20 protein-coding genes and 1 pseudogene are annotated in these 23776 nt (G+C 55.3%); 5 read left to right on the top strand and 16 right to left on the bottom strand.

Going from position 1 to position 23776, the window contains the following annotated elements; translation table 11 throughout:
* Positions 1 to 55 precede the first annotated feature (55 nt).
* From BM427_RS02040 to yiaK, 4 genes are read right to left on the bottom strand one after another with little or no spacing between them, the layout of a single operon-like run.
* Positions 56 to 1375, bottom strand: a complete 1320-nt coding sequence (locus BM427_RS02040; protein ID WP_090118752.1) for an MFS transporter — start codon at positions 1373 to 1375, stop codon at positions 56 to 58.
* Between the two features lie 55 nt (positions 1376 to 1430).
* A complete protein-coding gene (locus BM427_RS02035) occupies positions 1431 to 2357 on the bottom strand; it encodes a DUF4862 family protein (RefSeq protein WP_090118750.1) in 927 nt (308 codons plus the stop codon).
* Positions 2358 to 2381: 24 nt separating this feature from the next.
* Positions 2382 to 2849 (bottom strand): YhcH/YjgK/YiaL family protein, encoded by a 468-nt coding sequence (locus BM427_RS02030; protein WP_090118748.1) that lies wholly within the window; start codon positions 2847 to 2849, stop codon positions 2382 to 2384.
* Positions 2850 to 2858: 9 nt separating this feature from the next.
* A complete protein-coding gene (gene yiaK, locus BM427_RS02025; RefSeq protein ID WP_090118746.1) occupies positions 2859 to 3857 on the bottom strand; it encodes a 3-dehydro-L-gulonate 2-dehydrogenase in 999 nt (332 codons plus the stop codon).
* Between the two features lie 245 nt (positions 3858 to 4102).
* On the opposite strand from yiaK, the gene BM427_RS02020 reads away from it, so the two are divergent.
* Positions 4103 to 4900: an IclR family transcriptional regulator gene (locus BM427_RS02020; RefSeq protein WP_090118744.1), complete on the top strand. Its 798-nt coding sequence runs from the start codon at positions 4103 to 4105 to the stop codon at positions 4898 to 4900.
* Positions 4901 to 4940: 40 nt separating this feature from the next.
* On the opposite strand, the gene BM427_RS02015 is transcribed toward BM427_RS02020, so the two are convergent.
* Positions 4941 to 6218 (bottom strand): oligosaccharide flippase family protein, encoded by a 1278-nt coding sequence (locus BM427_RS02015; protein WP_175539119.1) that lies wholly within the window; start codon positions 6216 to 6218, stop codon positions 4941 to 4943.
* A 385-nt stretch (positions 6219 to 6603) separates the two neighbouring features.
* Between BM427_RS02015 and BM427_RS25905 the strand changes: the two are divergent.
* Positions 6604 to 6876 (top strand): annotated as a pseudogene (locus BM427_RS25905) (tetratricopeptide repeat protein); the annotation flags it as partial.
* A gap of 201 nt (positions 6877 to 7077) precedes the next feature.
* On the opposite strand, the gene BM427_RS02000 reads toward BM427_RS25905, so the two are convergent.
* Positions 7078 to 8352: an MFS transporter gene (locus BM427_RS02000; RefSeq protein WP_090118738.1), complete on the bottom strand. Its 1275-nt coding sequence runs from the start codon at positions 8350 to 8352 to the stop codon at positions 7078 to 7080.
* Positions 8349 to 9773, bottom strand: a complete 1425-nt coding sequence (locus tag BM427_RS01995; protein WP_090118736.1) for a M20 family metallopeptidase — start codon at positions 9771 to 9773, stop codon at positions 8349 to 8351. The genes BM427_RS02000 and BM427_RS01995 overlap by 4 nt, the downstream gene beginning before the upstream one ends.
* A gap of 164 nt (positions 9774 to 9937) precedes the next feature.
* Between BM427_RS01995 and BM427_RS01990 the strand changes: the two genes are divergently transcribed.
* On the top strand, positions 9938 to 10861 hold the full coding sequence (locus tag BM427_RS01990; protein WP_090118734.1) for a LysR family transcriptional regulator: 924 nt from the start codon (positions 9938 to 9940) through the stop codon (positions 10859 to 10861).
* A gap of 3 nt (positions 10862 to 10864) precedes the next feature.
* On the opposite strand, the gene BM427_RS01985 is transcribed toward BM427_RS01990, so the two are convergent.
* From BM427_RS01985 to mtnA, 4 genes are all read right to left on the bottom strand, one after another.
* Positions 10865 to 11653: an ABC transporter ATP-binding protein gene (locus tag BM427_RS01985; RefSeq protein ID WP_090118732.1), complete on the bottom strand. Its 789-nt coding sequence runs from the start codon at positions 11651 to 11653 to the stop codon at positions 10865 to 10867.
* On the bottom strand, positions 11650 to 12678 hold the full coding sequence (locus tag BM427_RS01980; protein WP_167518579.1) for a FecCD family ABC transporter permease: 1029 nt from the start codon (positions 12676 to 12678) through the stop codon (positions 11650 to 11652). Before BM427_RS01980 ends, BM427_RS01985 begins: the two co-directional genes overlap by 4 nt.
* A 44-nt stretch (positions 12679 to 12722) precedes the next feature.
* Positions 12723 to 13841 carry an ABC transporter substrate-binding protein gene (locus tag BM427_RS01975; protein ID WP_090118730.1) on the bottom strand — a complete coding sequence of 373 codons (1119 nt, stop codon included), beginning with the start codon at positions 13839 to 13841 and terminating at the stop codon, positions 12723 to 12725.
* A gap of 304 nt (positions 13842 to 14145) precedes the next feature.
* Positions 14146 to 15168: an S-methyl-5-thioribose-1-phosphate isomerase gene (gene mtnA, locus BM427_RS01970; protein WP_090118728.1), complete on the bottom strand. Its 1023-nt coding sequence runs from the start codon at positions 15166 to 15168 to the stop codon at positions 14146 to 14148.
* 101 nt (positions 15169 to 15269) lie between these two features.
* Here mtnA and mtnK point away from each other — a divergent pair, with 101 nt between their 5' ends.
* A complete protein-coding gene (mtnK, locus tag BM427_RS01965; protein WP_090118726.1) occupies positions 15270 to 16469 on the top strand; it encodes an S-methyl-5-thioribose kinase in 1200 nt (399 codons plus the stop codon).
* Positions 16470 to 16918: 449 nt separating this feature from the next.
* Here mtnK and BM427_RS01960 read toward each other — a convergent pair whose 3' ends face one another.
* From BM427_RS01960 to BM427_RS01945, 4 genes are all read right to left on the bottom strand, one after another.
* Positions 16919 to 18163, bottom strand: coding sequence for an LVIVD repeat-containing protein (locus BM427_RS01960; protein ID WP_090118724.1), 1245 nt, complete (start codon positions 18161 to 18163; stop codon positions 16919 to 16921).
* Between the two features lie 66 nt (positions 18164 to 18229).
* Positions 18230 to 19294, bottom strand: a complete 1065-nt coding sequence (locus BM427_RS01955) for a sugar ABC transporter substrate-binding protein (protein WP_090118723.1) — start codon at positions 19292 to 19294, stop codon at positions 18230 to 18232.
* Positions 19295 to 19313: 19 nt separating this feature from the next.
* Entirely contained in the window at positions 19314 to 20309 is a 996-nt protein-coding gene (locus tag BM427_RS01950; protein WP_090118721.1) for an ABC transporter permease, read from the bottom strand.
* On the bottom strand, positions 20306 to 21808 hold the full coding sequence (locus tag BM427_RS01945; RefSeq protein ID WP_090118719.1) for a sugar ABC transporter ATP-binding protein: 1503 nt from the start codon (positions 21806 to 21808) through the stop codon (positions 20306 to 20308). The genes BM427_RS01950 and BM427_RS01945 overlap by 4 nt, the downstream gene beginning before the upstream one ends.
* A 161-nt stretch (positions 21809 to 21969) precedes the next feature.
* On the opposite strand from BM427_RS01945, the gene BM427_RS01940 reads away from it, so the two are divergent.
* Entirely contained in the window at positions 21970 to 23058 is a 1089-nt protein-coding gene (locus tag BM427_RS01940; RefSeq protein WP_090118717.1) for an oxidoreductase, read from the top strand.
* Positions 23059 to 23129: 71 nt separating this feature from the next.
* On the opposite strand, the gene BM427_RS01935 is transcribed toward BM427_RS01940, so the two are convergent.
* Positions 23130 to 23717: a TetR/AcrR family transcriptional regulator gene (locus BM427_RS01935; RefSeq protein ID WP_090118716.1), complete on the bottom strand. Its 588-nt coding sequence runs from the start codon at positions 23715 to 23717 to the stop codon at positions 23130 to 23132.
* Between the last annotated feature and the right edge of the window lie 59 nt (positions 23718 to 23776).

The following is a 23776-nucleotide window of genomic DNA, read 5'->3' as shown; positions in this document are numbered from 1 at the left end:
TGTTATTGCCGCTTATCTGTATGCCCGGTAAGCACAGCGCCACCGGGCATCGCGGTCAGGCTTCGCGTTTGTGCGTGCCGAGCGGGTTAACAGCAGCGTTTCCCGCATCGCACTTCACTGGCAGCAACAGCGCCATCAGTGCGGCAAGCGCCAGGGAAATCGCCAGGCAGTAGACCCCGGCATCTTTGCTGTAGAGGTTGATCAGCACGCCTACCGCATACGGGCCGCAGAAACCACCGAGGTTACCCAGTGCGTTAATCACGCCACGCGCACCACCGGCCATTTCCGCGCTGAACAGCCGCGCAGGAATAGTCCAGAACACGCCCGCCGCCGATTGCAGGAAGAAGCCGCATCCGACCAGCGCCGCATAGGACAGCCAGATGCTCTCTTTCAACGCCACCGACAAGAACATGCACAGCGCAAAACCCACCAGCGGCAACGAGACAAACAGCTTGCGTTTACCCGTACGGTCAGAGAGGGAGGAGAAGATAAACATCCCGGCAATCGCGCCGATGTACGGCAGAATGGCCAGCATGCCCACCTGTCCCATGGTGCTATGAGTGAGTTCTTTCAGAATGGTGGGCAGCCACAGGGTGTAGCCGTAGATGCCGGTCTGGTAGAAGAAGTTGAGCGCAATCAGTTGCCACAGGGTTCTGTCAGAGAGCACAACGCTCAGCGAGGCATTTTTCACCTCTTTCCCGGCGATGGCGCGCTGCTCTGCCGCCAGCGTCTCAACCAGATATTTTTTCTCAGTCTCAGAGATCCAGCGCGCTTCCTGAGGACGGTCATAGATGGTCATCGACCACAATATCAGCACCACAATGGAGAGCAGGCCTTCAATGATAAACAGCCAGCGCCAGTCCAGCGCGGTGATGATCCAACCGGAGAGCGGCGCGGTGACGATACCGGCAATCGGTACAAACATGATCACAATCGCGTTGGCGCGGCCACGTTCCGCATCCGGGAACCAGTTGCTGATCATCGTCAGCACCACCGGCAGCATGCCGCCTTCCGCCACGCCGAGTAAAAAGCGCAACGCCAGCAACTGATACTGGTTGCTGACCAACCCGGTCAGTACAGAGATCACCGCCCAGGCCACCAACGACCAGCCGATAAATTTCTTGCCGCTACCGTGCACGGCAATTTTGCCGCCAGGCACCTGCAAAAAGAGATAACCGATAAAGAAAATTCCCCCGGCGAGACCGGCCATCGACGCGGTAATACCGAGTTCCTGATCCATTCCGCCGGGCATGGCAAACGCGATATTCACGCGGTCCATATAGGAAATAATGCAAGCGATAAGAATCGGAGGAATTATTCTTAACCAGCGCTGATGCGGAATATCCGCAGATGTAGAGTAAGAGGATGTATTCATAATTAGCATCTCGTTAAAAGTAACAGGTATGCGATGACAGAGGTTGTTGTATTTATTATCTGGCTTTATTTAATGCATTAATGCCGTCACGTAATATCGCGACACGATGGTCAATAGTGGCTTCAGCATCAATTTCCAGTAATTTAATGCCGCTGAATAATAAATTATCGTTTGCTGTGGCTTGAAATAACCCACTGGCACGTTCGACAGTTAATAAACTCTCAGTGCAAAACGGAGCAAATGGTGCGTGCAAATCCTGCCATTCACCGTACGCACCTTGCTGCGTAGTGCCGGAGAACATCAAACCGCGTAGTTTTCCTGCCTGCTGCGCCCGTTGCACATGGGTGAGCGGTAGTGTCGTATTGCGCCCTTCAATGGCGGAGCGCGCCCAGTTAATGCACACGCCAATCTCCACGCCTGCCAGCGTTTCCAGTACATTTCCCAGCGGTAAAAAGCCTTTACGCGGTGCGGGCTGGTTCATGGCATCGCAATGTTCAAGCACCAACTCGCAATCCCAGTCCCAGTGGGCAATTTCCGCGATTGAACGGGCAAATGCCTCGGTGGCTTGTTCCACACTGGCATTCCCCGCCAGCGGCGCGGCCTGCATCTCCAGCGCGATGATTTTGCCGGGAAAACGGGCATTGACTGCGCGGATTTTGTTGTGCAGATGGCGGTAATAATCAACGCAGGCGCGACGCTGTTCTTCATCGCTGGAGGCGAGGCCAAAAGCGCCGTTCAACGCGCGACGACGCATGGTTTCCATCACCGCCGTCACCACCATTTGCCACTCGCCCGGCGTGTGTTTCAGCAGCCACTCATCGCCAAGCGGGTGCAAATTCTCCAGACAAGGCTGTTCCAGCCCGGCAATATGCGGCGTATCCGCCAGTTGCCGCCAGAAATCCCGTTCCTGCTGTTCACCCTGTTGGTGAAACGACGGCGCGCAGGGATACGCACCGATAATATAACCGGCATTATTATTCATATTTCACTCCTGTTCAGTGACGAATTAATTCAATGCAGAAATTGCCACCTTCACAACAATTTTACGAATAGACGTCGCGCAATGCTTATTACAGGCAGGTCGATGAACATCCTGCGGGAAAAATATCGCGTAACTGCCTGGGACCATTTCAAAAAAGGATTCGTTTTCACTGCCCTGGTAATAAATAATATCGCGCTGGGCCAGCAATTCTTCCTGCACAACGTTATTTCCTCGGTCAATAGCAATACCGATCTCTTCCTCACCCCACGCCAGAAACTGAATATCCAGATAGCGGCGGTGAACTTCCGGTCTCTGCTGTTCTCTTGGCTGGGTGGTCAGGTCAAGGATCTGCGCGAAGACCGTGCGCCCGTCAATTTCCACCACGCCAGGTTGCAGGGTACGGAAATCGGTGGTGCGCAGAAATTCCAGCGCGGTTTCAATCGCTGCCGGTAAGCGGCAAGGATTGGGCTGTGAAATATGGCCGAAGATCATCATTCCTCCTTACAGCGCCTGGATTTTGGCCCACACGCTGTCATCCACGGTGATGCCATTGCGGCGGTTCTCTTCCAGCAGACGAGTAAACTCGTGGCCCGGCAGGCGAACCGGCGTATTTTCATCGGCACGTTCCGCGGTGGTGATGTAATCCATAATGCGTTGCAGCTTGGCATCCCGCGAGGCGCCGTCTATCAACTTATCGACTTCAATGGCGATAAAGACCTGCGAAATACCGTATTCATCGCTGTTATCCTCCGTCACTTCTGCGACAGATGCGCCATCAGAAAGCAGCGTGGCAATCATATCCAGCACAATCGACAGGCCAGAACCTTTCCAGTAACCCATTGGCAGAATGCGGCGGTTTTTCTCAATCACACCCGGCTCTTTCGTCAGATTGCCATCATCATCAAAGCCGCCATCCACCGGCAGTTCGCGTCCGGCCAGTCGGTTAACCTCCAGCATGCCGTAGGAGAACATCGACATCGACATATCCACCATGGTGATCGGCGTGGAGGGAATGGCGACAATCAGCGGGTTGGTGCCGATACGGCACTCTTTAGCCCCCCACGGCGGCATCACGGCAATGGAGTTGGTCCAGCAGATACCAATGTAACCTCTCTCTGCCGCTTGCCAGCCATAGCTGCCGCCGCGCATCCAGTGGTTGGCGTTACGCACCGCCACCATGCCAATGCCGTGATCCGACGCCAGTTCAATGGCGCGATCCATCATCTTTTTCGCCGTCAGATTGCCAATCGAGCGCTGTGCATCCCACTGTTCAATCGCACCAAGATTGGCGATGCGCTTAGCCTGTGCCTCCGGAATGATGTCACCGGCATCCAACTGCTGAATAAAACGCGGAAAGCGGTTAACGCCGTGGGAATAAACGCCGGATTCGGTGGTGCGAGCGAACATCTCTGCGCAAGCATCGGCAGTCTCTTCACGCACCTTGCGGGAAAGCAGCACGCGTTTGAAAGCATGTTTCAGCTCTTCGAAGGTTACCTTCATCTTTTTCTCCTGATTGCATCAAACATCTGTACCGTTTTTATACTCCTGAATTTCAAAATACGAAATATCATTCCACATACCAAAACGAGGATATGTGATCCACGCGCCACTTTAAATTTCGAAGTTGATTACTATCAATTAGTTACAAACATATTGCGATGTTGTGTGGCCCGTTCCATTTTGCGTTAGTATTGAAGCTGGCAAATTTAACGGGTCCGTAAGTGGCAGGAAGCGAGAGTGCATCAATGCAAGAAGAAAAAGAGAAACCGTCGGGTAGCCAAAGCCTGTTTCGGGGATTACAACTGCTGGATATTCTGAGTAACTACCCAAATGGATGCCCGTTAGCGCATCTTTCTGAACTGGCACAGTTGAACAAAAGTACCGTGCACCGCCTGTTGCAGGGGTTGCAAGCATGCGGCTATGTCAAACCCGCCCCGGCGGCGGGCAGTTACCGTTTAACCACCAAATGCATCGCCATCGGGCAAAAGGCGTTGTCGTCATTAAACATCATTCACGTTGCCGCGCCGCATCTTGAAGCGCTGAACCTGGAGATCGGTGAAACCATCAACTTCTCCACCCGCGAAGATGATCACGCGATCCTGATTTATAAACTTGAGCCAACCACCGGCATGCTGAGAACGCGGGCATATATCGGCCAGCACCAGGAGTTGTACTGCTCGGCGATGGGCAAAATCTACATGGCTTATGGCCGCCCGGAGTATGTTGTCGAATACTGGACAGACCACCGGGAGATGATCAAGCCCCTCACCCGCTACACCATCGATAAGCTCGATATGATGCAGCAGGAGTTGCAGGAAATTCGTGCGCAGCAGTGGGCAAAAGACAGGGAAGAGAATGAGTTAGGCGTCTCCTGCCTCGCGGTGCCGGTGTTCGACATTCAGGGCCGCGTGCCGTACGCCGTCTCCATTTCGCTCTCCACATCGCGGCTGGAGTTATTAGGTGAAGCGCGTCTGCTTGCCGCGCTGAAAAATACTGCCAGAGCGATTTCCCAGGAGCTGGGCTACGAAGAAAAAACAGCCTGATTGCGCGACACGCCGGAAAGTCATGGCTTTCCGGCCGATGTCATAAGATCCTTCGCACCATGCCAGGTAGCGCGCCAAACATCAGCAGGTGCATTTTCAGCACGGTACCTTTTTTGTAGCCGTAGTTCAGCAGTGTTAGCGAGATAAACTCCAGCACCACCACCGAGACGGCGGCACCGACAATCCCGTCATAGGTGATAAAAAAGAACGACAGCGGCACGCACAAGATGAGCGCAATGAGCGACTTACAGGAGAGATAACGGTAGCCCGACGTCTTTAAAATATAGCGTGACGAAATAGCCCCCATCGTGGAAAGCATCGTGGCAACACATAAAATCAGCGCCGGTAACCAGGCATCGGCAAATGCCGGGCCATACAACATACTAATAAACATTTTACCCACGGCAGCAAAACCGACAATCACGCACAAAGAAATACCCGCAATCGCAATATTCAGCTCCGTGGCTTTCAGTGCCGCCGCACTCTCATCTTTTTCATTGTAGACAGCCGGAAAATAGGAAGTCACCAGCGCCAGCACGACAAAGCTCCACGAGGTGGCTAAAGTGACTGCCACTGAGTAGATGCCTAATTGATGTGCATCACTTAACCCCGAGAGAAAAAACAAATTAATACGTGGATATATCGCTACAGAAATATTAGCAATCAACATCGAACTACCAGTAATAACCAGATACTTCAGGTAAGTTGCTGGTTTCTTTGTTTTCTCCGCCAGCGCTTTTTTATTGCCATGTCTGGCAAAATGGATCAATCGAAGCAAAAAAGGCAATACCGTTGTCACGATAATCGGAATGGTGAGTAATAAGGGGTTTAATTTCAGTTCGGCAATAAAAAAGCGTAGTATCAACGCCGCAATCAACCCGACCACGTTGAAAACTGCATTGATTTTTGAATTCAACGTCGTGTCATTGTAGGTAGCAATAACATCAATGGTGGTAAAAAAGCTGGCCAATGCCACCGCGCAAAAGAAGACAAATTCAATCATATCTTTACTGTGGCAGTACCACAGCACAGGAAGTGCAACAAGAATATAAATACCCGAACGTAGTAGCAGCGATATTCTGGCCAGCACTATGCCCGAATAGATATTTCTCGACAACCGTCTGATAATAATATTTTCACTACCAAATTGTGCAACCACCATCACGATTTGAAAGCTGGCTACAGCCAATGCTATTTTTCCCACCAGCGCTGGGCCAATATATTTAGCAACAAAAGCGCTGACCAAAAAAAGACCGACCATGGAAATAATTTTTTCCATAACCAGCCAGAAGGAATTTATCAGCGATTTACTCTTCATTTTATCACCGCCGCGTGTCATCATTATCTTTATAAAGTAACTCAATGAATTTCATGACATCCATTGAATCCCTTTGCTTTATAACAAAAATGACTAGCGCGGCTATGATTGCAATGAAAATCAATGCAATCCAGCCCATGATGATTACCTTTGCTGTGTGAGCCAAAAAAAAGCAAATAAAAAAATCTAATTTATAGACGCTAATTAAACTCAGCGTAATTTCATTATGACTACAAATTAATAGCAATATTAAAACATCCATTGTGGCTTCACCAGCGCTTTTAAAAATATAGGATTTTCCTTGATGCTTTATTATGATGAATTTACTGCGCCATGTTGGTTTAAGAGCCTATCCAGATGGAACAGGCTCTAAGGTAAGGAAGAAATGGATAACAGAATAGAGACAGCGATCGCGCTGCGAAAACTGGGCGAATACGAACAAAGCCGCCATGTGTTGAAAACGCTTGTCGGGGAACCGGGGCTTCGCGCGCTGGCGTTGCTGAATATCGCCTGGTCGTATGATAACGAAGGTCATGAGCAGGAAGCAGAAAAGTGGTACCGTGCCGCCCTGGAGGCGGGGCTGACCGGGGAGGATGAATTTGAAGCCTGCTTTGGCCTGGCCTCAACGTTGCGCTGCCTGGGGAAGTATGCGCAGGCAAAAACCCTGTTTGAAGAGATCCTTGCCCGCTGGCCGCGGCTACGGAAGTGCGGCCGTTTTATGCGTTGTGCCTGCACAATCTCGGCGAACACCAACAGGCGGTCAGCGTGCTGCTCAACTGTATTGCGCAGCACCCGGACGCGCGTACAGAGCCTTACACCAGGGCGCTATGCGAATATGCACAACACCCTGAAGGGTGAGCTACCGATGCTGTTTCTGCGCTTGCCACAGTGCAATTACGCTGAGAAATACCGTCACCATCAGATACAGCCCCGGTGCGAAATGGCTACCGGTGGCACTGATCAGCAGCGTACAGATAAACGGCGCGAAACCACCAAACACCGTCACCGCCACGTTATAGCTGATCGACATGCCGCTGGCGCGGGTCGAGACCGGGAAGATATCGGCCATCAGCGACGGAATGGTCGAAAAGTAGATCGATTTCAGCAGCGCCATCCAGCCGACCAACAAGGCCAGCGACAAAGGCGTGACGTTCAGGCTGGTCAGCCAGAACGCGGGCAGTAGCGTGAATGCCATCAGTACCAGCGCCACCCACAGCAACTTCACGCGGCCCACACGTTCAGCCAGCAGGCCGCCAATCGGCGTCACTACCGTCAGGATCACCCCGGCCAGTAACGTGGCGCTGTACGCGGAGGACGGCGGCAAACCGAGGCTTTTCGTCGCCCACGTCGGCACATAGTTGAGCATATAGTTGATCGCCGTCGATACCACCATCAGACCAATCGCCAGCAACACCAGCCGCTTCTGTGCCCCGAGCAGCAGTTTCACCGGATGTGCAGGTTTTTCTGCCTGAGCGTAAGCTGCCGATTCATGAATATGGCGGCGGATCCATAGCCCTACCGGGCCAATCAACAGACCAAAGGCAAACGGAATGCGCCAGCCCCACGCCTGCAACTGCTCCGCCGTCAGCCACTGCGCCAGCCCCAGACCAAATGCGGAGGCCAGCAATGTGCTCGCGCCCTGCGTGGCAAACTGCCAACTGGCGATAAAGGCTTTGCGTTCGGGAAAGTGTTCCACCAGAAACGCCGTCGAACTGCCAAACTCGCCGCCCGCCGAAAAGCCCTGAATCAACCGTGCGACCAGAATCAACAGCGGTGCGGCAACGCCCAGCGTGGCATAGCCGGGCATAAACGTGATCATCGCTCCACCAAGCATCATCAAATTGATCGACAGCAGCAGCGACGCCTTGCGCCCATGTTTGTCGGCATAGGCTCCCAGTACAATCGCGCCCAGCGGGCGGATCAGAAAGGCAACGCCAAAACTGCCAAAGGCCAATAGCAGCGACACCGTCGGGTTTGCGGCCGGGAAGAACACATGGGCGATATAGCTGGCAAAAAAGCCGTAAACCGCAATATCAAACCACTCCAGCGCGTTGCCAATACAGGTGGCGAAAAGGGTTTTATAGAGGCCCGGGCGAGTACCACCCTGCTCCATTTCACGCGCCAGCGTACTCATTGCGCACCTCCAGCCTGATGCAGGCGATGGCGCGCCAACAGTTCTGCGCCCTGCTCGCCTAAATCCCAGAATAAACGTGTCATGATCGCCAGCCCTTCGCGGGCGATGGCAACCGGCAGATGCTCATCAGGTGCATGCTGGCCACAGGCCGGATAAGAGTGCGGCACCCACAACGTCGGCAGACCTAAAATTCCGGCGAACACATCGTTGGGCAGGGAGCCACCAAGGTTTGGTAGCAGCGCCGGTTTGTTGGTGCAGGTTTCTGCCATCGCCTCCAGCACCCAGTGCACCAGCGGATCGGTCGGGTCAAAGCGGGTTGCTGGCGTGCCACGCAGGTCACTGATGGTGACCATTGAAAAGCCGTGCGCATCAAGATGCACACGTAGCGCGTGTTCCAGTTGTTGCCAGTCAGTGCCGACAACAAAACGTAGCTGGCAGACCGCCGTCGCCTGGCCGGGAATGGCGTTCATCGGCTGCGCCGGGTTGCCAGTGAGGAACGACAACACTTCCAGCGTGTTCCAGCCAAACAGTTTTTCAGCAGCGCTCAAGCCCGGTTCGCCCCAGTTGGCATCTGTAGCCGGATCGTTTTTACCGCGCGCAGGCGTGATCTCCGCGAGGATCGCTTTCAGTTCCGGCGTCAACGCAGGCGGTTTCAGCGCGGCAATCTGGATTTCGCCTTTGCCGTCCACCAGGCTGGCAATGGCGTTCGCCAGTTGCGTACCAGGGTTACTCAGCAAGCCGCCCCAGTTACCAGAGTGGTAATCTTTGGCGCGGGCATGAATGGTCAGACGGAAGTTGGCACAACCGCGCGAGCCAAGAAACAGCGTCGGGCGATCGGCGCTCAGGCGCGGGCCATCAGAGGCGATAAACAGGTCGGCGTTAAGGCGCGTTTTTAACTGCTTGCACACCTCTGCCAGCCCTGGCGAGCTTATCTCTTCACCCATCTCGCACAGCCAGACGCAGTTAAAACCCAAACGTCCGTTCCGTGCGTGATACACCTGCGCCAGCGCCGCCAGATTCACCGAGTGCTGGCCTTTGTTATCCGCCGCACCACGCCCGTACCAGTTGCCATCGCGTTCGGTCAACGTCCACGGCGAAAGCCCTTCAGCCCAGCGCACATCATCGCCAAATACCACATCACCGTGGCCGTAGCACATCACCGTCGGCAAAGCAGGATCTTCCTGATAGCTGGCGAGCAAAAAAGGCCGTGCAGCGTTCACTGGATTCGCAATGATCTCGGTTTGAAAGCCCATTTCGTGAAACGCCGGAATAAACGCCTCGTCGTAGTAACGACGTAATGCCTCATCACGATCGGTACGCTGGCTCTCGCTGGGGATCGCCACCCGTGTGGCAAGTGTCTCTTTGAAGTGGCCGCTATCAAACCACGCCAGCGCTTGCGCAATAATTTGTTGTGTTGTCATGTTGTTTGCCCTGTCTGATTTGCTGCCAGTGGCGCAAATGTCTGTTGTTGTCTTTTTGTTCTAAACCAGAACAGAGCGTTGCCACAATAATAATAATTGCAATTTGGCGTTGCTTTTTTGATAAGGGTAAACTGCACAATCCGAGGGCAAAGGAAGAAATCACGATGTTGACCAATGAACTGCGCTACTTTTTCGCGGTAGCGACCTCCGGCTCGCTGAGCACCGCCAGTGAGCAACTGTTTGTCGCGGGTTCCGCCATTAGCCGGCAGATCCAGAAGCTGGAAGCGCGGCTTGGTGTCACGCTGTTTGAGCGCCATGCGCGCGGGATGGTGCTGACCGATGCCGGGCAAATTCTGGCTAATCACGTGCGTAAAAGCATGCGCGACATGGAGTTTGCGCTGGCGGAAATTCAGGGGCTAAAAGCAGTACGCAAAGCACTGGTGCGCATTGCCTGCACCGACGGCATGGCGTTTGATCTGCTGCCCGGCTTGCTGGCACGTTTTCGGCAGCAACATCCCGGCGTCAATTTTGATTTGCAGGTTGGTACGGCGTTGCAGGTGGCGCAGTGGATACGCCATAACGAGTGCGATGTCGCGTTTCAGTTCAGTCTTGCACCGGAGCGCGACGTGGAGATCATTGCCGCATGGCCCGCGCCGGTATTGCTGTTGCTTGATGCAGGACATCCGCTAACGCAACAGCCGAGTGTTACCCTCGACCTGCTGCATCACTATCCACTGGTGCTGCCGGAAGCCGGAACGACGATTCGCCAGTTGTTCGATCTCTCCTGCCGGATGGCAGGCACCTTTCTGGAACCGACATTCAGCAGCAATAACTTCTCGGCGTTGTATGAGTTTACCCGCCATACCGCGCAGGCAATTACCGTATGCAGCCATTTTAGCGTGCTGTGGCGCGCCCGGCTGGATGCAATGACGCTGAAGGCCATCAATAACACCTCGCTCAGCCAGCGCACGCTACAGATCCAGGCACCGGGCAGCCGACATCGCCCGGCAGCGGTAGAAACTTTTCTGCAAATGGCCACACAGATGCTCGCCGGGGAGCACAGCAAATGGATGGCGCAACTGGCGTAATGGTCAGTGCGCCGCGTCAGTCAGTCCGTCGATAATCACTTGTTTCATGCCCTGCGAACAGGGTTCCACGCGCCCACGCACGCCATAGACCTGCGCCAGACTTTGTGGGGTGATCACCTCATCAGGTTTACCGTTGGCTAACAGCTTGCCCTGCTTCAGAATCAATACATGGTCGCCGTGGCGTAGGGCGATATTGATATCGTGCACCACCACCACCGTGACAATGTTACGTTGCTGCGTTTCACGCTTCACCAGATCCATCACATGGAACTGATAGTTGAGATCCAGCGCGCTCAGCGGCTCATCCAGCAGCAGCAGCGACGGCTGGCGGATCAGCGACTGCGCCAGCCCCACCAGTTGTTTCTGCCCGCCGGAAAGCTGATCGAGAAAATGCAGCGCCAGATGTTCGATTCCAAGTTGGCGCAGCAGCGTCATCACTTCCGCCTGCTTTGCTGCGCTGTGCAGGCCACCCGAGGCTCGCTGGGCGACGATAATCGACTCCAGCACATGCAGATGCACACCCGCGGGTAACGACTGCGGCAGATAGACCACCTGCTCCGCCCGTTTGGCAAACGACTGACTCAGCAGATCGACATCATCCAGCCGCAACTCGCCCTCGGCTTTGTTCAACCCGGCCATAGCCCGCAGCAGCGTCGATTTCCCGCTGCCGTTTGGCCCGAGTAAAATGGTGACTTTGCCGCGAGGTAACTCAGCGATATTCAGATCCTGAATAATCTGCCGTTTGTGATAGCCCGCGCCAAACCCGCGCAGGCTCAGACCGCTGTGGCTCATACACTCCCCCGATGACGCACGATGATGGTAATAAAGAACGGTACGCCCACCAGCGAGGTAACAATGCCAACCGGGATAATGACGCCGGAGATCAGATTTTTCGAAACGATGGACGCCAGCGACAGCACCAGCGCCCCGAGTAGTGCACTGCCCGGCAGGTAAAAGCGGTGATCCTCGCCAAACAGCAGACGCGCAATATGCGGCGCCACGAGGCCGATAAAGCCAATCGGCCCGACAAACGCCACCGACAACGCCGACAGGATACTGATGCGCAGCAGCGTTGCCAGCCGCAGACGGCGCACGTTAATCCCGAAGCTGATTGCCCGGTCTTCACCAAGGCGCAGCGATGTGAGCTTCCACGCGCTGAGCATCGACAGCGGCATAATCACCGCCAGCGCCAGCAGCAGAATGCCGAGTTTCTCCCACGAAGCTCGGGCAATGCTGCCCATCGTCCAGAACACCAGACCCTGCAAGGTGTCTTCGTTGGCAATAAATTGCAGCATCGACACCAGCGCGTTAAAGGTGAACACCAGCGCAATACCGAACAGCACCACACCGGAGGTCGCTACCTGCGTCCAGCGGGTGATGCCATCCAGCAGTAGGGCCGCCAGCAGCGCGAATATAAAGGCATTTGCTGAGATAAACCATTGCGCCGGAATGCCCGGAATACCAATGCCGAGCACGATCGCCAGCGCCGCGCCGAACGCCGCTGCCGACGAAACGCCAAGCGTAAACGGGCTGGCAAGCGGATTATTGAGAATGGTCTGCATCTCCGCACCGGCAAGGCCGAGCGTCAGGCCGACGATAATCGCCATCAGCGCGTACGGCATGCGAATATCCCAGACAATCACCCGCGTCCCGGCATCGACACTGCCCGGATCAATCAGCGTATGCCACAGCGTAGCCAGCGGCAGACCCGACGGGCCAAGGGTAAAATCAAGCAACATCGACGCCACAATCAATACCGCCAGCACGACCAGCAGACTGACGCGGCGGCGCAAAATCGCGCGGTAGTTGAGCATCAGGCCGTCGGTCTGCGATGCCCCCGCTTCAAGGGTTGTACTCACAGTTATTTACTCTGCTGCCAGCTAAAGACGAAATTGTCGTCCGGTAGTTTGGTGAAGTTTTTGATGATGTAGTGATACGTCGTATCCGGGTTGAGATCCGCGAAAGCCTGCGGATAGATATCTTTCGCCAGATACTCCATTCCCACAATGTTATACGGATGGTTGTAGAAGTGGTGATAAACGCCATAAACGTGTTTCGCTGCCACTGCCGGAATCTGACCAATGCCGGTACGCTGCAACAACACCTGTGCCTGGGCATTAACCTCCTGCGGCGAAGTTTTCAGCCCCAGCGGCAACACCTGGCTGTTACCGCGTTTCGAGCCAGTCATGATGTAAACATCCGGGTTTTCGCTAATCACCTTCTCCAGTGCGATAAAACCGCTGGCACCCGGCAGCAATTCAGACCCGATATTTTTCGCACCGACGGCTTCCACCAGCCCGCCCCAGCCGCTGTTGCCGTGAGTAAAGCAGCAAGCATCCGTGTTACCGGCCAGCGCTTCGACAAACACTTTCGCCTGCGGTTTGATAGTCGCGGTTTTCTGTTCGATGGCGGTTAATTGCTGGCGATAGTAGGTAGTATACGCTGCCGCATTGCTTTCGCGGTTCAGCACTTTTCCCAGCAGATCGACGCTGGAAGCGGTATCTTTCACCGGATTGACTTCATAATCGATAAACAGTACCGGAATATGCAGCGCTGCCAGCTTGCTAAGCACGCCGCTATCGGCGAGCGCCGGTTTAGCCCGTAGCTGAGCGACCATCAGATCCGGTTGTTTGGCCAGCACACTTTCAAGATCGACGTTGCCTTTATCGCTAAAGCCCATATCCATAATGCCGGTCGCTTCCGGCCACTGGGTTTTCAGCATCTCCCAGGTGGCAATATCCTGTTTTTTCGCGAGGTTGTTCCAGGCCACCAGGCGTTTAAACGGATCGTCACGATCGAGCAACGCCATCGACATAATGTCGCGGCCGTCCTGCAAGATCACGCGCTGCGGCTCATGCGCAATGGTCACTTTTTGTCCGGAAAAATCGGTCACAGTCAGGGGATATTGTGTCGCATGTGCCAGCAGCGGAACGGCGAGAAAAGCGGCGAGAACGAACTTACTGATGGATTTTCCTTGCATAAAAAACAACCTTGCTGAGAGTTGGATTGTAATGATTCTGATAATTATTATCATGTTAAACCAAATGAATCATATAAAACATCAATAATTCGTTGTCGCGCAATCCCGCTTTAACATCCTGATGCGTTTTCTCTCTGGCTGACATAATTTATTACGAATGCTCAGGAAAATGCCCGGCCGCGCGAACATTTTCCGGCATGGCGGCGATGCCTTATCCAGCAAGGGCTGATTTGCGAAACCACACACCGTCTAGTGTGCCAGATGGCGTTTGTGCCATCCGGCTTGTGAGCACGTCGGGTAAGCGTTATTTCGGCTGAAACGCGCCGTTTGCCACCTGCGCTGGCGTCACTACGCCACTGTCGAGCACCCAGCCGCTGATAAGTGCCGCGGGTGTTACATCAAATGCCGGGTTGTAGACCTGCGCACTCTCCGGCGCCCACTGCACCGCGCCGAAACTGCCCGCTACACCAGTGACTTCGGCAGCCGCTCGTTGCTCAATCGGAATCGCACCGCCATTCGGACACAGTGGATCAAGCGTGGTCTGCGGCGCGGCAACATAGAACGGCACATTGTGGAACGTCGCCAGCACAGCCAGCGAATAGGTGCCGATTTTGTTCGCCACGTCGCCGTTAGCAGCAATACGGTCAGCGCCGACCCACACCGCATCCACCTGCCCTTTTGCCATCAGGCTGGCGGCCATCGAATCGGTAATCAGTTGATAAGGTACGCCCAGTTCACCAAGTTCCCAGGCCGTCAAACGGCCGCCCTGCAGCAGCGGACGGGTTTCATCCACCCAGACATTCGCCACTTTGCCCTGCTGATGCGCCAGCGCAATAACGCCGAGTGCCGTCCCGACACCCGCTGTCGCCAGCCCGCCGGTATTGCAATGCGTCAACAGGCGGCTGCCACCTGTGACCAGCGCACTGCCCGCCTGCGCAATGCTGTCGCACAGTTGTTTGTCTTCATCGACCAGCCGCAGCGCTTCCGCCGTCAGCGCCGGAACAAACGCCTGCTGCGCCAGCGCCTGCTTCATACGATCAAGGTTATTCATCAGGTTGACCGCCGTCGGGCGCGCCGCGCGAAGCGTTTCCAGCGCCTGTGCCAGCTGGTCGCGGTTTGCGCCTTGCTCAGCAAGCAGCGCCAGTAACAAGCTGGCAGAGAGGCCAATCAAGGGCGCGCCGCGCACGCGCAAAGCGTGAATATGGCCGACAAGTTCCGCTACCGTATTCGCCGACAGCCAACGTTTCTCCTGCGGAAGCGCCTGTTGGTCGAGAATAAATAAGTGATTGTCGGCGACTCGCAGGCTGGTGGTCTGTAATGCATGCATATCGTTAAATCCCTGTTGCGTTGTTGTGTCGTATTGTGTCAGGATGACGTTCAGATGTATAGACGTCTAAATGGCTTAATCAGCAAAAGAGGATCGAGGCAATGTCGCAATACCGTACCTTCTCCGCCCGTGATGCCGTGGCATATGCACAACAATTTGCCGGTCTGGACAACCCGTCCGAACTGGTGGACGCGCAGGAGGTGGGCGACGGTAACCTCAATCTGGTGTTTAAAATTTTCGATGCGCAGGGCGTCAGCCGTATCATCGTGAAACAGGCGCTGCCTTACGTGCGCTGTGTTGGCGAATCCTGGCCATTGACGCTGGACCGAGCCCGGCTGGAAGCGCAAACGCTGGTGGAACACTACCAGCACAGTCCACAACATACGGTGAAAATCCACCACTTCGACCCGGAGCTGGCGGTGATGGTGATGGAAGATCTCTCCGACCATAAGATCTGGCGCGGCGAACTGATCGCCAATGTCTATTACCCGCAGGCGGCGGCACAACTCGGCAACTACCTGGCGCAAACGCTGTACCACACCAGCGATTTCTACCTGCATCCGCATCAGAAAAAAGCGCAGGTGGCGCAGTTTATTAATCCGGAAATGTGCGAAATCACCGAAGATTTGTTCTTCAACGATCCGTATCAAGTGCACGAGCGCAACAATTATCCGGCGGCACTGGAAGCGGATGTTGTCGCCCTGCGCGACGACGCGACGCTCAAACTGGCCGTCGCGGCGCTGAAGCACCGTTTCTTTTCTCACGCCGAAGCCCTGCTGCACGGCGATATTCACAGCGGCTCGATTTTTGTGGCTGATGGCAGCCTGAAAGCTATCGATGCTGAGTTTGGCTATTTCGGGCCGATCGGTTTCGACGTCGGTACCGCTATTGGCAACCTGCTGCTCAACTATTGCGGTTTGCCGGGGCATCTGGGTATTCGCGATGCCGCCGCCGCGCGCGAACAGCGCCTCGCCGATATTCAGACGCTGTGGGCGACGTTTGCTGAGCGCTTCCAGGCGTTGGCAACGGAAAAAACCCGCGACGTTGCGCTGGCGCAGCCCGGTTATGCTTCTGCTTTCCTGAAAAAAGTGTGGGCCGATGCCATTGGTTTTTGCGGTACTGAACTGATTCGCCGCAGCGTCGGGCTGTCGCACGTGGCAGATATCGACACCATTAAAGATGAAGAGATGCGCCACACATGTCTGCGCCACGCCATTTCGCTCGGCAAGGCACTGATCGTGATTGCTGAACGCATTGATAGCGTGGAAGAGCTGATCGCGCGGGTGCGCCAGTATTCGTAACACCATCCGGCAAATATTGTGACCCTATATTAAATGCCGGGTGGCGGCTACGCCTTACCCGGCCTACTCAGTCCCGGCTCTACAGCAACACATTCGCTATTTCCAGGCACAGCCCTTACAGCAATGGGGTTGTGTCTCCCGCTCGAAATCGGCGAACCGAAGCACAGATGACAAGGTCTGGACGCCATGGATGGCGGCCAGAGGCGAATCGAGACACGACGTCGAGTCGAGCCGACCGCAGGCAGATGCGCGGGAGGTGAGCGCAGTGCGCAGCACCGATTTCCCGCGGGCCGCGAGGGATTGAAAAGGGGGAGCGCGGCGGCGCCCCTTTTCCCGTTCACGTGCCACAGAGATTATGTGTCTGCCAAACGTCTGGTGAACGGAAACCATCCTCATACGCCAAACGCGCGGTTTTACCGGGTGCTGGCTTTGCCTTAACCTGCCTGCGTTTACCCCAGATACTCAATCACCGACAGCCCACCGTTATAATCAGTGCTGTAGATAATCCCCTGCGCATCAACAAACACATCGCACGACTGGATCACACGCGGACGTCCTGGCCGGGAATCCATCATCTTCGCGGGCGCAGCAGGTACCAGCGCGCCCGTTTCCACCGGACGATACGGGTTGGAAATATCGTAAGCACGGACACCTGCGTTCTGGTAGGTGGCGAAAATCAGCGTCGAACTAATAAAACTGCCGGGACGGTTTTCGTGCAGGTTATGCGGGCCGAAGTGCGCGCCTTTTGCCACATAATCTGTCTCGTCAGGCTGTGGGAAGGTTGAAATGCTGACGGGGTTCGACGGCTCACGAATATCAAACAGCCAAATCAGCTTCTCGCCATCTTCCTGATTGTCGAGCACCGCTTCATCCAGCACCACCAACAGATCGCGATCCGGTAGCGGCAACGCAGTATGCGTACCGCCGCCAAACGGCGGGCTCCAGTTCCGATGGCTGATCAGCTTCGGCTGGGTACGATCCTTCACATCCAGCAGCGTTAAGCCGCCGTCGCGCCAGCTTCCGTAGGCAGTATCGCCACTGATAATCGCATGGTGCAGCGCATAGCGTTTTCCTTCCGGCCATGTAGGTGTTTCTCCGTCCTGCTGGTTCATGCCCGGTAGCCACCAGCGCCCGGCGACCTGTGGCTTACGCGGATCGGCCAGATCGATGGTCAGAAAAATATAGTCGGTAAAACCGTCGATCAGCGCCGATACATAAGCCCAGCGCCCACCGACGTACCAGATGCGGTGGATACCAATGCCATTGAGCGACAGAAAGCCGATCTCACGCGGTTTATCCGGCGTGGAGATATCAAAAATGCGTAGCCCGGCACTCCAGCCTTTATCCTGCACGTCACTGACCGTGTCGCCTACCGAGCGGGTGTAGTAAACCTTTTCATCGGCAAAGCGCGCATCGGCGAACAGATCGCGGGCATTAATCACCAGCAGCAGATCGTCATGCGCCTGTAAGTGCACATTCCAGGTGCCCGGCGGCGCAGGTATGTAGCCTGCGGGTTTCGGTTTTTTCGGGTCACGGACATCAACAAGAGAAAAACCCTGCGACACCATATGGCCGATATACGCGAAACCGCGATGCACCATCAACTGGACGCCATCCGGGCGTCCCCCCTGATCGCTGTGCCCAATCAACCGCATATTACGGCTGTATTCGGGACGCGGAAGTTCAGTTGCCATGATTAATCCTTTCCGCTGCCGGATTTAAAATGCCGGATGGCGGCTACGCCTGATCCGGCTTGTGTATTATTTGTTTTTCGCTTCCAGCGTCGCGAACCACGGCGCAATAAAGTCTTCCGTCTGGCCCCAGCCCGGGATGATTTTGCCAAGCGATGCGACGTTCACTGCACCTGGCTGGCTGGCCAGCAGCGCCTGCGGGATCGCCGCCGCTTTAAAGTCGTAGGTTGCAGGCGTCTTCTCACCGGCAATCTTTTCGGCAATCAGGCGTACGTTTGTCGCGCCAATCAGCTTCGGATCCACCGCCACGCTCACTTTCCACGGGCTGTTAGCTTCGCGCATCAGTTGCAGATCCTGGTTGGAAATGTCGATGCTGTAGAGTTTGATCTCCGTGCGACCATTCTCTTTCAGCGCTTTATACGCGCCCTGGCTGAAAGCATCCCAGGTGCCCCAGATAGCATCAATCTTACCTTTCGGGTATTTCGCCAGCACCGCGCCGACCTTGTTAGCCGTATCACCCTGCACATCGGAAGAGACCGCACCGATGGATTCCAGCTCTTTAATGCCCGGATTGGCTTTCAACAGCTCGGCGTAAGCTGCCTGACGACGTTCCATCGGCGGGAAACCGGCGACCCACAGTTTGATAATATTGGCTTTGCCGTTGAAATCTTTTACCAGCGCGTCGAACGAAAGTTTGGTCAGCGAGGCGTCATCCTGCTGGGTGACGGTCACGCCCGGAATCTCTCCGTTCACCGCGGTATCGAACACCGACACTTTGATCCCGGCAGCCACCGCTTTTTTAATCAGATCGGTGGAATAGGGATCCCGGCCCTGTGACAGGATGATGCCGTCATACTTCTCGCTGATCGCCTGGTTTACAAAGTCCTGGAATTTGGCATCGTCGCCATTGCTCAAAAAGGTACTGATTTTGAAGCCGAGTTTTTTACCTTCCTGTAAGGCACCGGAGACGAACTGCGTCGTGTTATCGTCAGAGCCAAGGTTACGGATAAGCGCAATGCGCACCGGGCCGTTGTGATTGGCGATGGCATCCGGCACCGGCGCTGGCGTAGTCGCATGGCCCGGAAGCGCGCTCAGTAACCCCAGCGCTAACAGTGAGAGTGCAATTTTTTTCATGTCTGTTTTCCCCTGAAAATTAACGACGCTGGAAGTAAGTCAACGCAAGAGCACTGGCCAGCACCAGGCCCTTAATAATGTCCATCGCATAGTAGGGCACCGACAGCATCACCAGCCCGTTTTGCAGCACGCCAAGGATCACCGCGCCCACCAGCGTGCCGAGCGCATTTGGTTTGCCGGAACCGGCGAGCGAAAAGCCGATCCACGCCGCTGCCACGGCATCCATCAAATAACCGCTGCCCGCATTCACCTGCGAAGAGCCAATGCGCGAGGCAAGCAGAATGCCGCCAAGCCCCGCCAGCAGAGAGGCAATAACGTACGCCACCACTTTATAGCGCGTGGTGCGAATACCCGAGAGGCGCGCCGCTTCCGGGTTACCGCCAATGGCGTACATCCGGCGGCCGTGCGTCGTCAGCGACAAGCCAAGCTGCGCCACTACCGTCACCACCAGCATGATGATCACGATCGTCGGCACCTGGCCAAGCAGGCTAAAAGCAGCCGGAATCGTCCCTTCCGCCATATCACCACTCGGCAGCACCATATTTTCCGTGATCGAACCACCGTAGCTGTAAGTCATCGCCACACCCTGAATGACAAACAGGCTGCCTAGCGTTGCCAGCATGTCGGGAATACGCAGCACCACAATCAAAAAAGCATTGAACAGGCCAACCAGCGTACAGAGAGCCAGGGTAATAACGATGGACTCCGTCGTGCTGAAGCCGTGCCAGACAAACAGCGAAATCACCAGCGCATTCGCCAACGAAGCCGTCGAACCGACAGAGAGATCAAAGCCGCCGATAGTCAGCGAAATCGAGACACCTACGCCAATCACCGTCACAATCGCGATTGAGCGTAAAATGTTGATAATGTTAAACGGGTCGAGGAAGTTGTTCGACGCGACGCCAAAAATCGCGATCAACAAGACCACGGTGAGCAACATGCCCCATTTATACAGAAAATCAAAAAACTGCTGGCGAGGCGTTACCGCCGCACTGACTGACAGGGCCTTACTCACAGCGCCGTTCCTCCGGTGGAATAATAAAGTAATGTCTCTTCATGGGCCTCTTTACCCGCAACTTCTGCTACGATGCGCCCGTCCCACAGCACACAAATCCGATCGCACAGTCCAACCAGCTCGGCGAATTCGCCCGACGCATAAATTACGCCCTTCCCTTCCCGCGCCAGCCCGTCAATCAGTTGGAACAGATCGGTCTTCGCTTTCACATCCACGCCTTTGGTCGGTTCATCGAAAATCACGACGTTAGCGTTACCGCGCAACCACTTCCCAATGGCCACTTTTTGCTGGTTACCGCCAGAGAGGCGGCGCAGCGTCTGCGCCGGGCCGGTAGTGCGAATGCCGACACGGGCAATCACCTCTTCCGCCCAGCGCCAGGCCAGGCGATGACCAAACACTCCCCAGCGTGAAAAGCTGTTATCCGCACTGATGGCAAGGTTCATGCTGATCGGCTCGTCAACAAAGATGCCCTCTTTGCGCCGCTCTTCCGGCACCAGCGCCAGACCGCGTATCACTGAATCAGCCGGATCGCGCGGTCGCCACGGCTGGTTATTCAGCTCGCCACGATTGATACGGCTTTTACTTGCGCCAAACAGCGCTTTGCACAATTCCGTTTTCCCCGCGCCCGCCAGTCCGGCGATGCCCAGGATTTCGCCTTTGCGCAGGCGCAGTGAAATATCTTTCAGCAGCCCTTCGTCGTGCAGACCGTCAATACTCAGCAGCACTTCGTCGCTATGTGGTGGACGTGCAGGCGGATAGATATCGCTTAATTCGTGGCCGAGCATCTTCTCGACAATCTCTTCGCCGCTCAGCTCTGCCATCAGCCCGGATTCAATCAACTTGCCGTCGCGCAACACCGTTAAGGTGTCGCAAATCGCTTTCAGCTCGTGAATGCGGTGCGAGATAAACACGACGCCAATGCCCTGCTGTTGCAGGCGTTTCACCACGGTGAACAAGCGCTCACTTTCATGCTGATCGAGCGGTGCGGTGGGTTCATCAAGAATCAAAAAACGGCAGTGGTGTGACAGCGCACGCGCCAGCAAAATTTGCTGTTTCTCCGCCAGCGTACAGCTATCAATTGAGCGCTTTACATCAAGCTGAACGTCAAGCAGCACCAGCGCATCACGCGCCTGCTGGCGGATCACACGCCAGCGGAAGTGGTGTCCGGTTTCCGCCAGCGTATCGAGCATGATGTTTTCGGCGATGCTTAAACCGGGGATCAGCGCAACATCCACTTCCTGCTGCACCAGATGAATACCGAGTTGTTTGGCGTCGCGCGGGGTACGGATGGACACCACCTGATTGTTGATGCTGATTTCACCTTCATAGTGATCGTGCGTGCCACACAGCACTGCCATCAGCGTCGATTTCCCCGCGCCGTTTGCCCCGGTTAAGGCATGTACCGAGCCACCGTGCAGGCTAAAGTCCACTTGCGACAGCGCTTTGAAGCCGCCAAAGGCAAGGCTAATCGTGCGCATTTCGAGGTGGTTACGGCTCATGGTGCATAAATCCTGCAATTAATAGGTTGATTTAACGAATTTTTCACAGCCTCGCTTGACTGGCAACGACGGAAAATGCATAAGATAAAGCAAAATATTATTAGCCATCCGGATGTCCAGACATAACATCGGGTTAGCAAACACGCACAAGGACACTACACATGAGCAACACTGATATTCGCGTCGTACCCGGCCCTGCCAATTATTATTCCCATGCCGGAAGCCTTGCGCATTTGCACGACTTCTACAGCGCAGAGCAACTCTCACGCGCGGTGTGGATCTACGGCGAACGTGCTTTTGCCGGGGCCAAAGCCTTTCTGCCGCAAGCGTTTAACGCACCGGGCGCAAAGCACATTCTGTTTCAGGGTCATTGCAGCGAGCACGACGTGGCCGAATTGGTTCAGCAATCCGGCGATGACCGCGCGGTAGTGATTGGCATTGGCGGTGGAGCGCTACTGGATACCACCAAAACGGTGGCGCGGCGCCTCGGTTTACCAATAGTGGCGATCCCGACCATTGCTGCGACCTGCGCGGCCTGGACGCCGCTGTCCGTGTGTTACAACGATGCCGGGCAGGCGCTACATTTTGAGATTTTCGACGACGCCAACTTCCTCGTGCTGGTCGAGCCGCAAATCATCCTCAATGCCCCGGCAGAGTACCTGCTGGCGGGTATCGGCGATACGCTGGCGAAGTGGTATGAAGCCGTGGTACTGGCGCCGCAGCCGGAGAATCTGCCGCTGACCGTTCGGCTGGGGATTAACGGCGCACTGGCTATCCGCGATGTGCTGCTGGAAAGCAGCGGGCAGGCGCTGGCCGATCAACAGCGTGGCGAAGTGACACAGGCGTTTCGTGACGTGGTGGACGCCATTATTGCTGGCGGTGGTATGGTTGGCGGGCTGGGTGAGCGCTATACCCGCGTGGCGGCCGCACATGCCGTGCATAATGGCCTGACGGTACTGCCGCAAACGGAGAAATTCCTGCACGGCACCAAAGTCGCTTACGGCATTTTGGTGCAGAGCGCCCTGCTCGGCCAGGATGATGTGCTGGCACAACTGATCGACGCATATCAGCGTTTCAACCTGCCCACTACGCTGGCGGCGCTGGAGGTGGATATCAACAATCATGCCGAACTGGATAAAGTCATTGCTCATACTCTGCGTCCGGTGGAGTCCATCCACTACCTACCGATAAACCTCTCCGCCGATACGTTGCGAGCGGCGTTTGAAAAAGTCGAAGCGCTGTCGCGCTAATGATAACGCCGGATGGCGCTGACGCTTATCCGGCCTACGGTTTATCTGTCGTACTAACGTATCCGCCCCACTTAGGCAGGCCATAGCCCCATCGCCATTCGCGCGATGCCGAGCAGCGTTTCGCGGCTGGCGCCGTCCCGCGCCTGAATCGACATCCCCTGCTGAATACTGACATACAAACGCGTTAGCGCGTCGATATCGGTTGATAGCGGTAATTCGCCGCGCTGCAGTGCTTCACTCAGGCGGGCTTTCAGCAGTTCATAACCGCTGTTACGCAACTGCTGAACCCGCGCACCGAGCCGTTCGTTACCTTCGCTGGCGACGGCCGACAGCGTCACCATACAGCCGTGCGGCAAATCACTGCGGGTTAAGGTTTCCGCTGAACGCTCCAGCCACTGCGCAATCGCCTTTTTCGGTGACGGCTCGCTCTCCATGCCGCCCCAAATATGCGGCGCTACGCATGTTTCGTAGTGTTGCAACACCTCGTCGTAGAGATCCTCTTTGCTGCCGAACGCAGCGTACAGGCTGGGGGATTTAATCCCCATTGTCCCATAGAGATCATTCATCGACGTCGCGGTATAGCCCTTCTGCCAGAAGAGTTTCATCGCTTTGTTCAGCGCATCCGTGCGATCAAATTCACGGGGTCTTCCACGGCTCACTTCGGCATCCTCACATTTTGTGCTGATCGATATATTAATAATATTGACGAATATATGGA

This window comes from Kosakonia arachidis (genome assembly GCF_900116535.1).
In the GTDB taxonomy this organism is placed as follows: Bacteria; Pseudomonadota; Gammaproteobacteria; order Enterobacterales; family Enterobacteriaceae; genus Kosakonia; species Kosakonia arachidis.
Note: the sequence above shows the minus strand (reverse complement) of the source record. Positions and strands in the feature narration are given on the sequence as shown.

Bases quoted from the DNA above. Each gene is read 5' to 3' on its own strand.
- BM427_RS02040 (WP_090118752.1), bottom strand. From the start codon at position 1,375: ATGAATACATCCTCTTACTCTACATCTGCGGATATTCCGCATCAGCGC.
- BM427_RS02035 (WP_090118750.1), bottom strand. From the start codon at position 2,357: ATGAATAATAATGCCGGTTATATTATCGGTGCGTATCCCTGCGCGCCG.
- BM427_RS02030 (WP_090118748.1), bottom strand. From the start codon at position 2,849: ATGATCTTCGGCCATATTTCACAGCCCAATCCTTGCCGCTTACCGGCA.
- yiaK (WP_090118746.1), bottom strand. From the start codon at position 3,857: ATGAAGGTAACCTTCGAAGAGCTGAAACATGCTTTCAAACGCGTGCTG.
- BM427_RS02020 (WP_090118744.1), top strand. From the start codon at position 4,103: ATGCAAGAAGAAAAAGAGAAACCGTCGGGTAGCCAAAGCCTGTTTCGG.
- BM427_RS02015 (WP_175539119.1), bottom strand. From the start codon at position 6,218: ATGAAGAGTAAATCGCTGATAAATTCCTTCTGGCTGGTTATGGAAAAA.
- BM427_RS02000 (WP_090118738.1), bottom strand. From the start codon at position 8,352: ATGAGTACGCTGGCGCGTGAAATGGAGCAGGGTGGTACTCGCCCGGGC.
- BM427_RS01995 (WP_090118736.1), bottom strand. From the start codon at position 9,773: ATGACAACACAACAAATTATTGCGCAAGCGCTGGCGTGGTTTGATAGC.
- BM427_RS01990 (WP_090118734.1), top strand. From the start codon at position 9,938: ATGTTGACCAATGAACTGCGCTACTTTTTCGCGGTAGCGACCTCCGGC.
- BM427_RS01985 (WP_090118732.1), bottom strand. From the start codon at position 11,653: ATGAGCCACAGCGGTCTGAGCCTGCGCGGGTTTGGCGCGGGCTATCAC.
- BM427_RS01975 (WP_090118730.1), bottom strand. From the start codon at position 13,841: ATGCAAGGAAAATCCATCAGTAAGTTCGTTCTCGCCGCTTTTCTCGCC.
- mtnA (WP_090118728.1), bottom strand. From the start codon at position 15,168: ATGCATGCATTACAGACCACCAGCCTGCGAGTCGCCGACAATCACTTA.
- mtnK (WP_090118726.1), top strand. From the start codon at position 15,270: ATGTCGCAATACCGTACCTTCTCCGCCCGTGATGCCGTGGCATATGCA.
- BM427_RS01960 (WP_090118724.1), bottom strand. From the start codon at position 18,163: ATGGCAACTGAACTTCCGCGTCCCGAATACAGCCGTAATATGCGGTTG.
- BM427_RS01955 (WP_090118723.1), bottom strand. From the start codon at position 19,294: ATGAAAAAAATTGCACTCTCACTGTTAGCGCTGGGGTTACTGAGCGCG.
- BM427_RS01945 (WP_090118719.1), bottom strand. From the start codon at position 21,808: ATGAGCCGTAACCACCTCGAAATGCGCACGATTAGCCTTGCCTTTGGC.
- BM427_RS01940 (WP_090118717.1), top strand. From the start codon at position 21,970: ATGAGCAACACTGATATTCGCGTCGTACCCGGCCCTGCCAATTATTAT.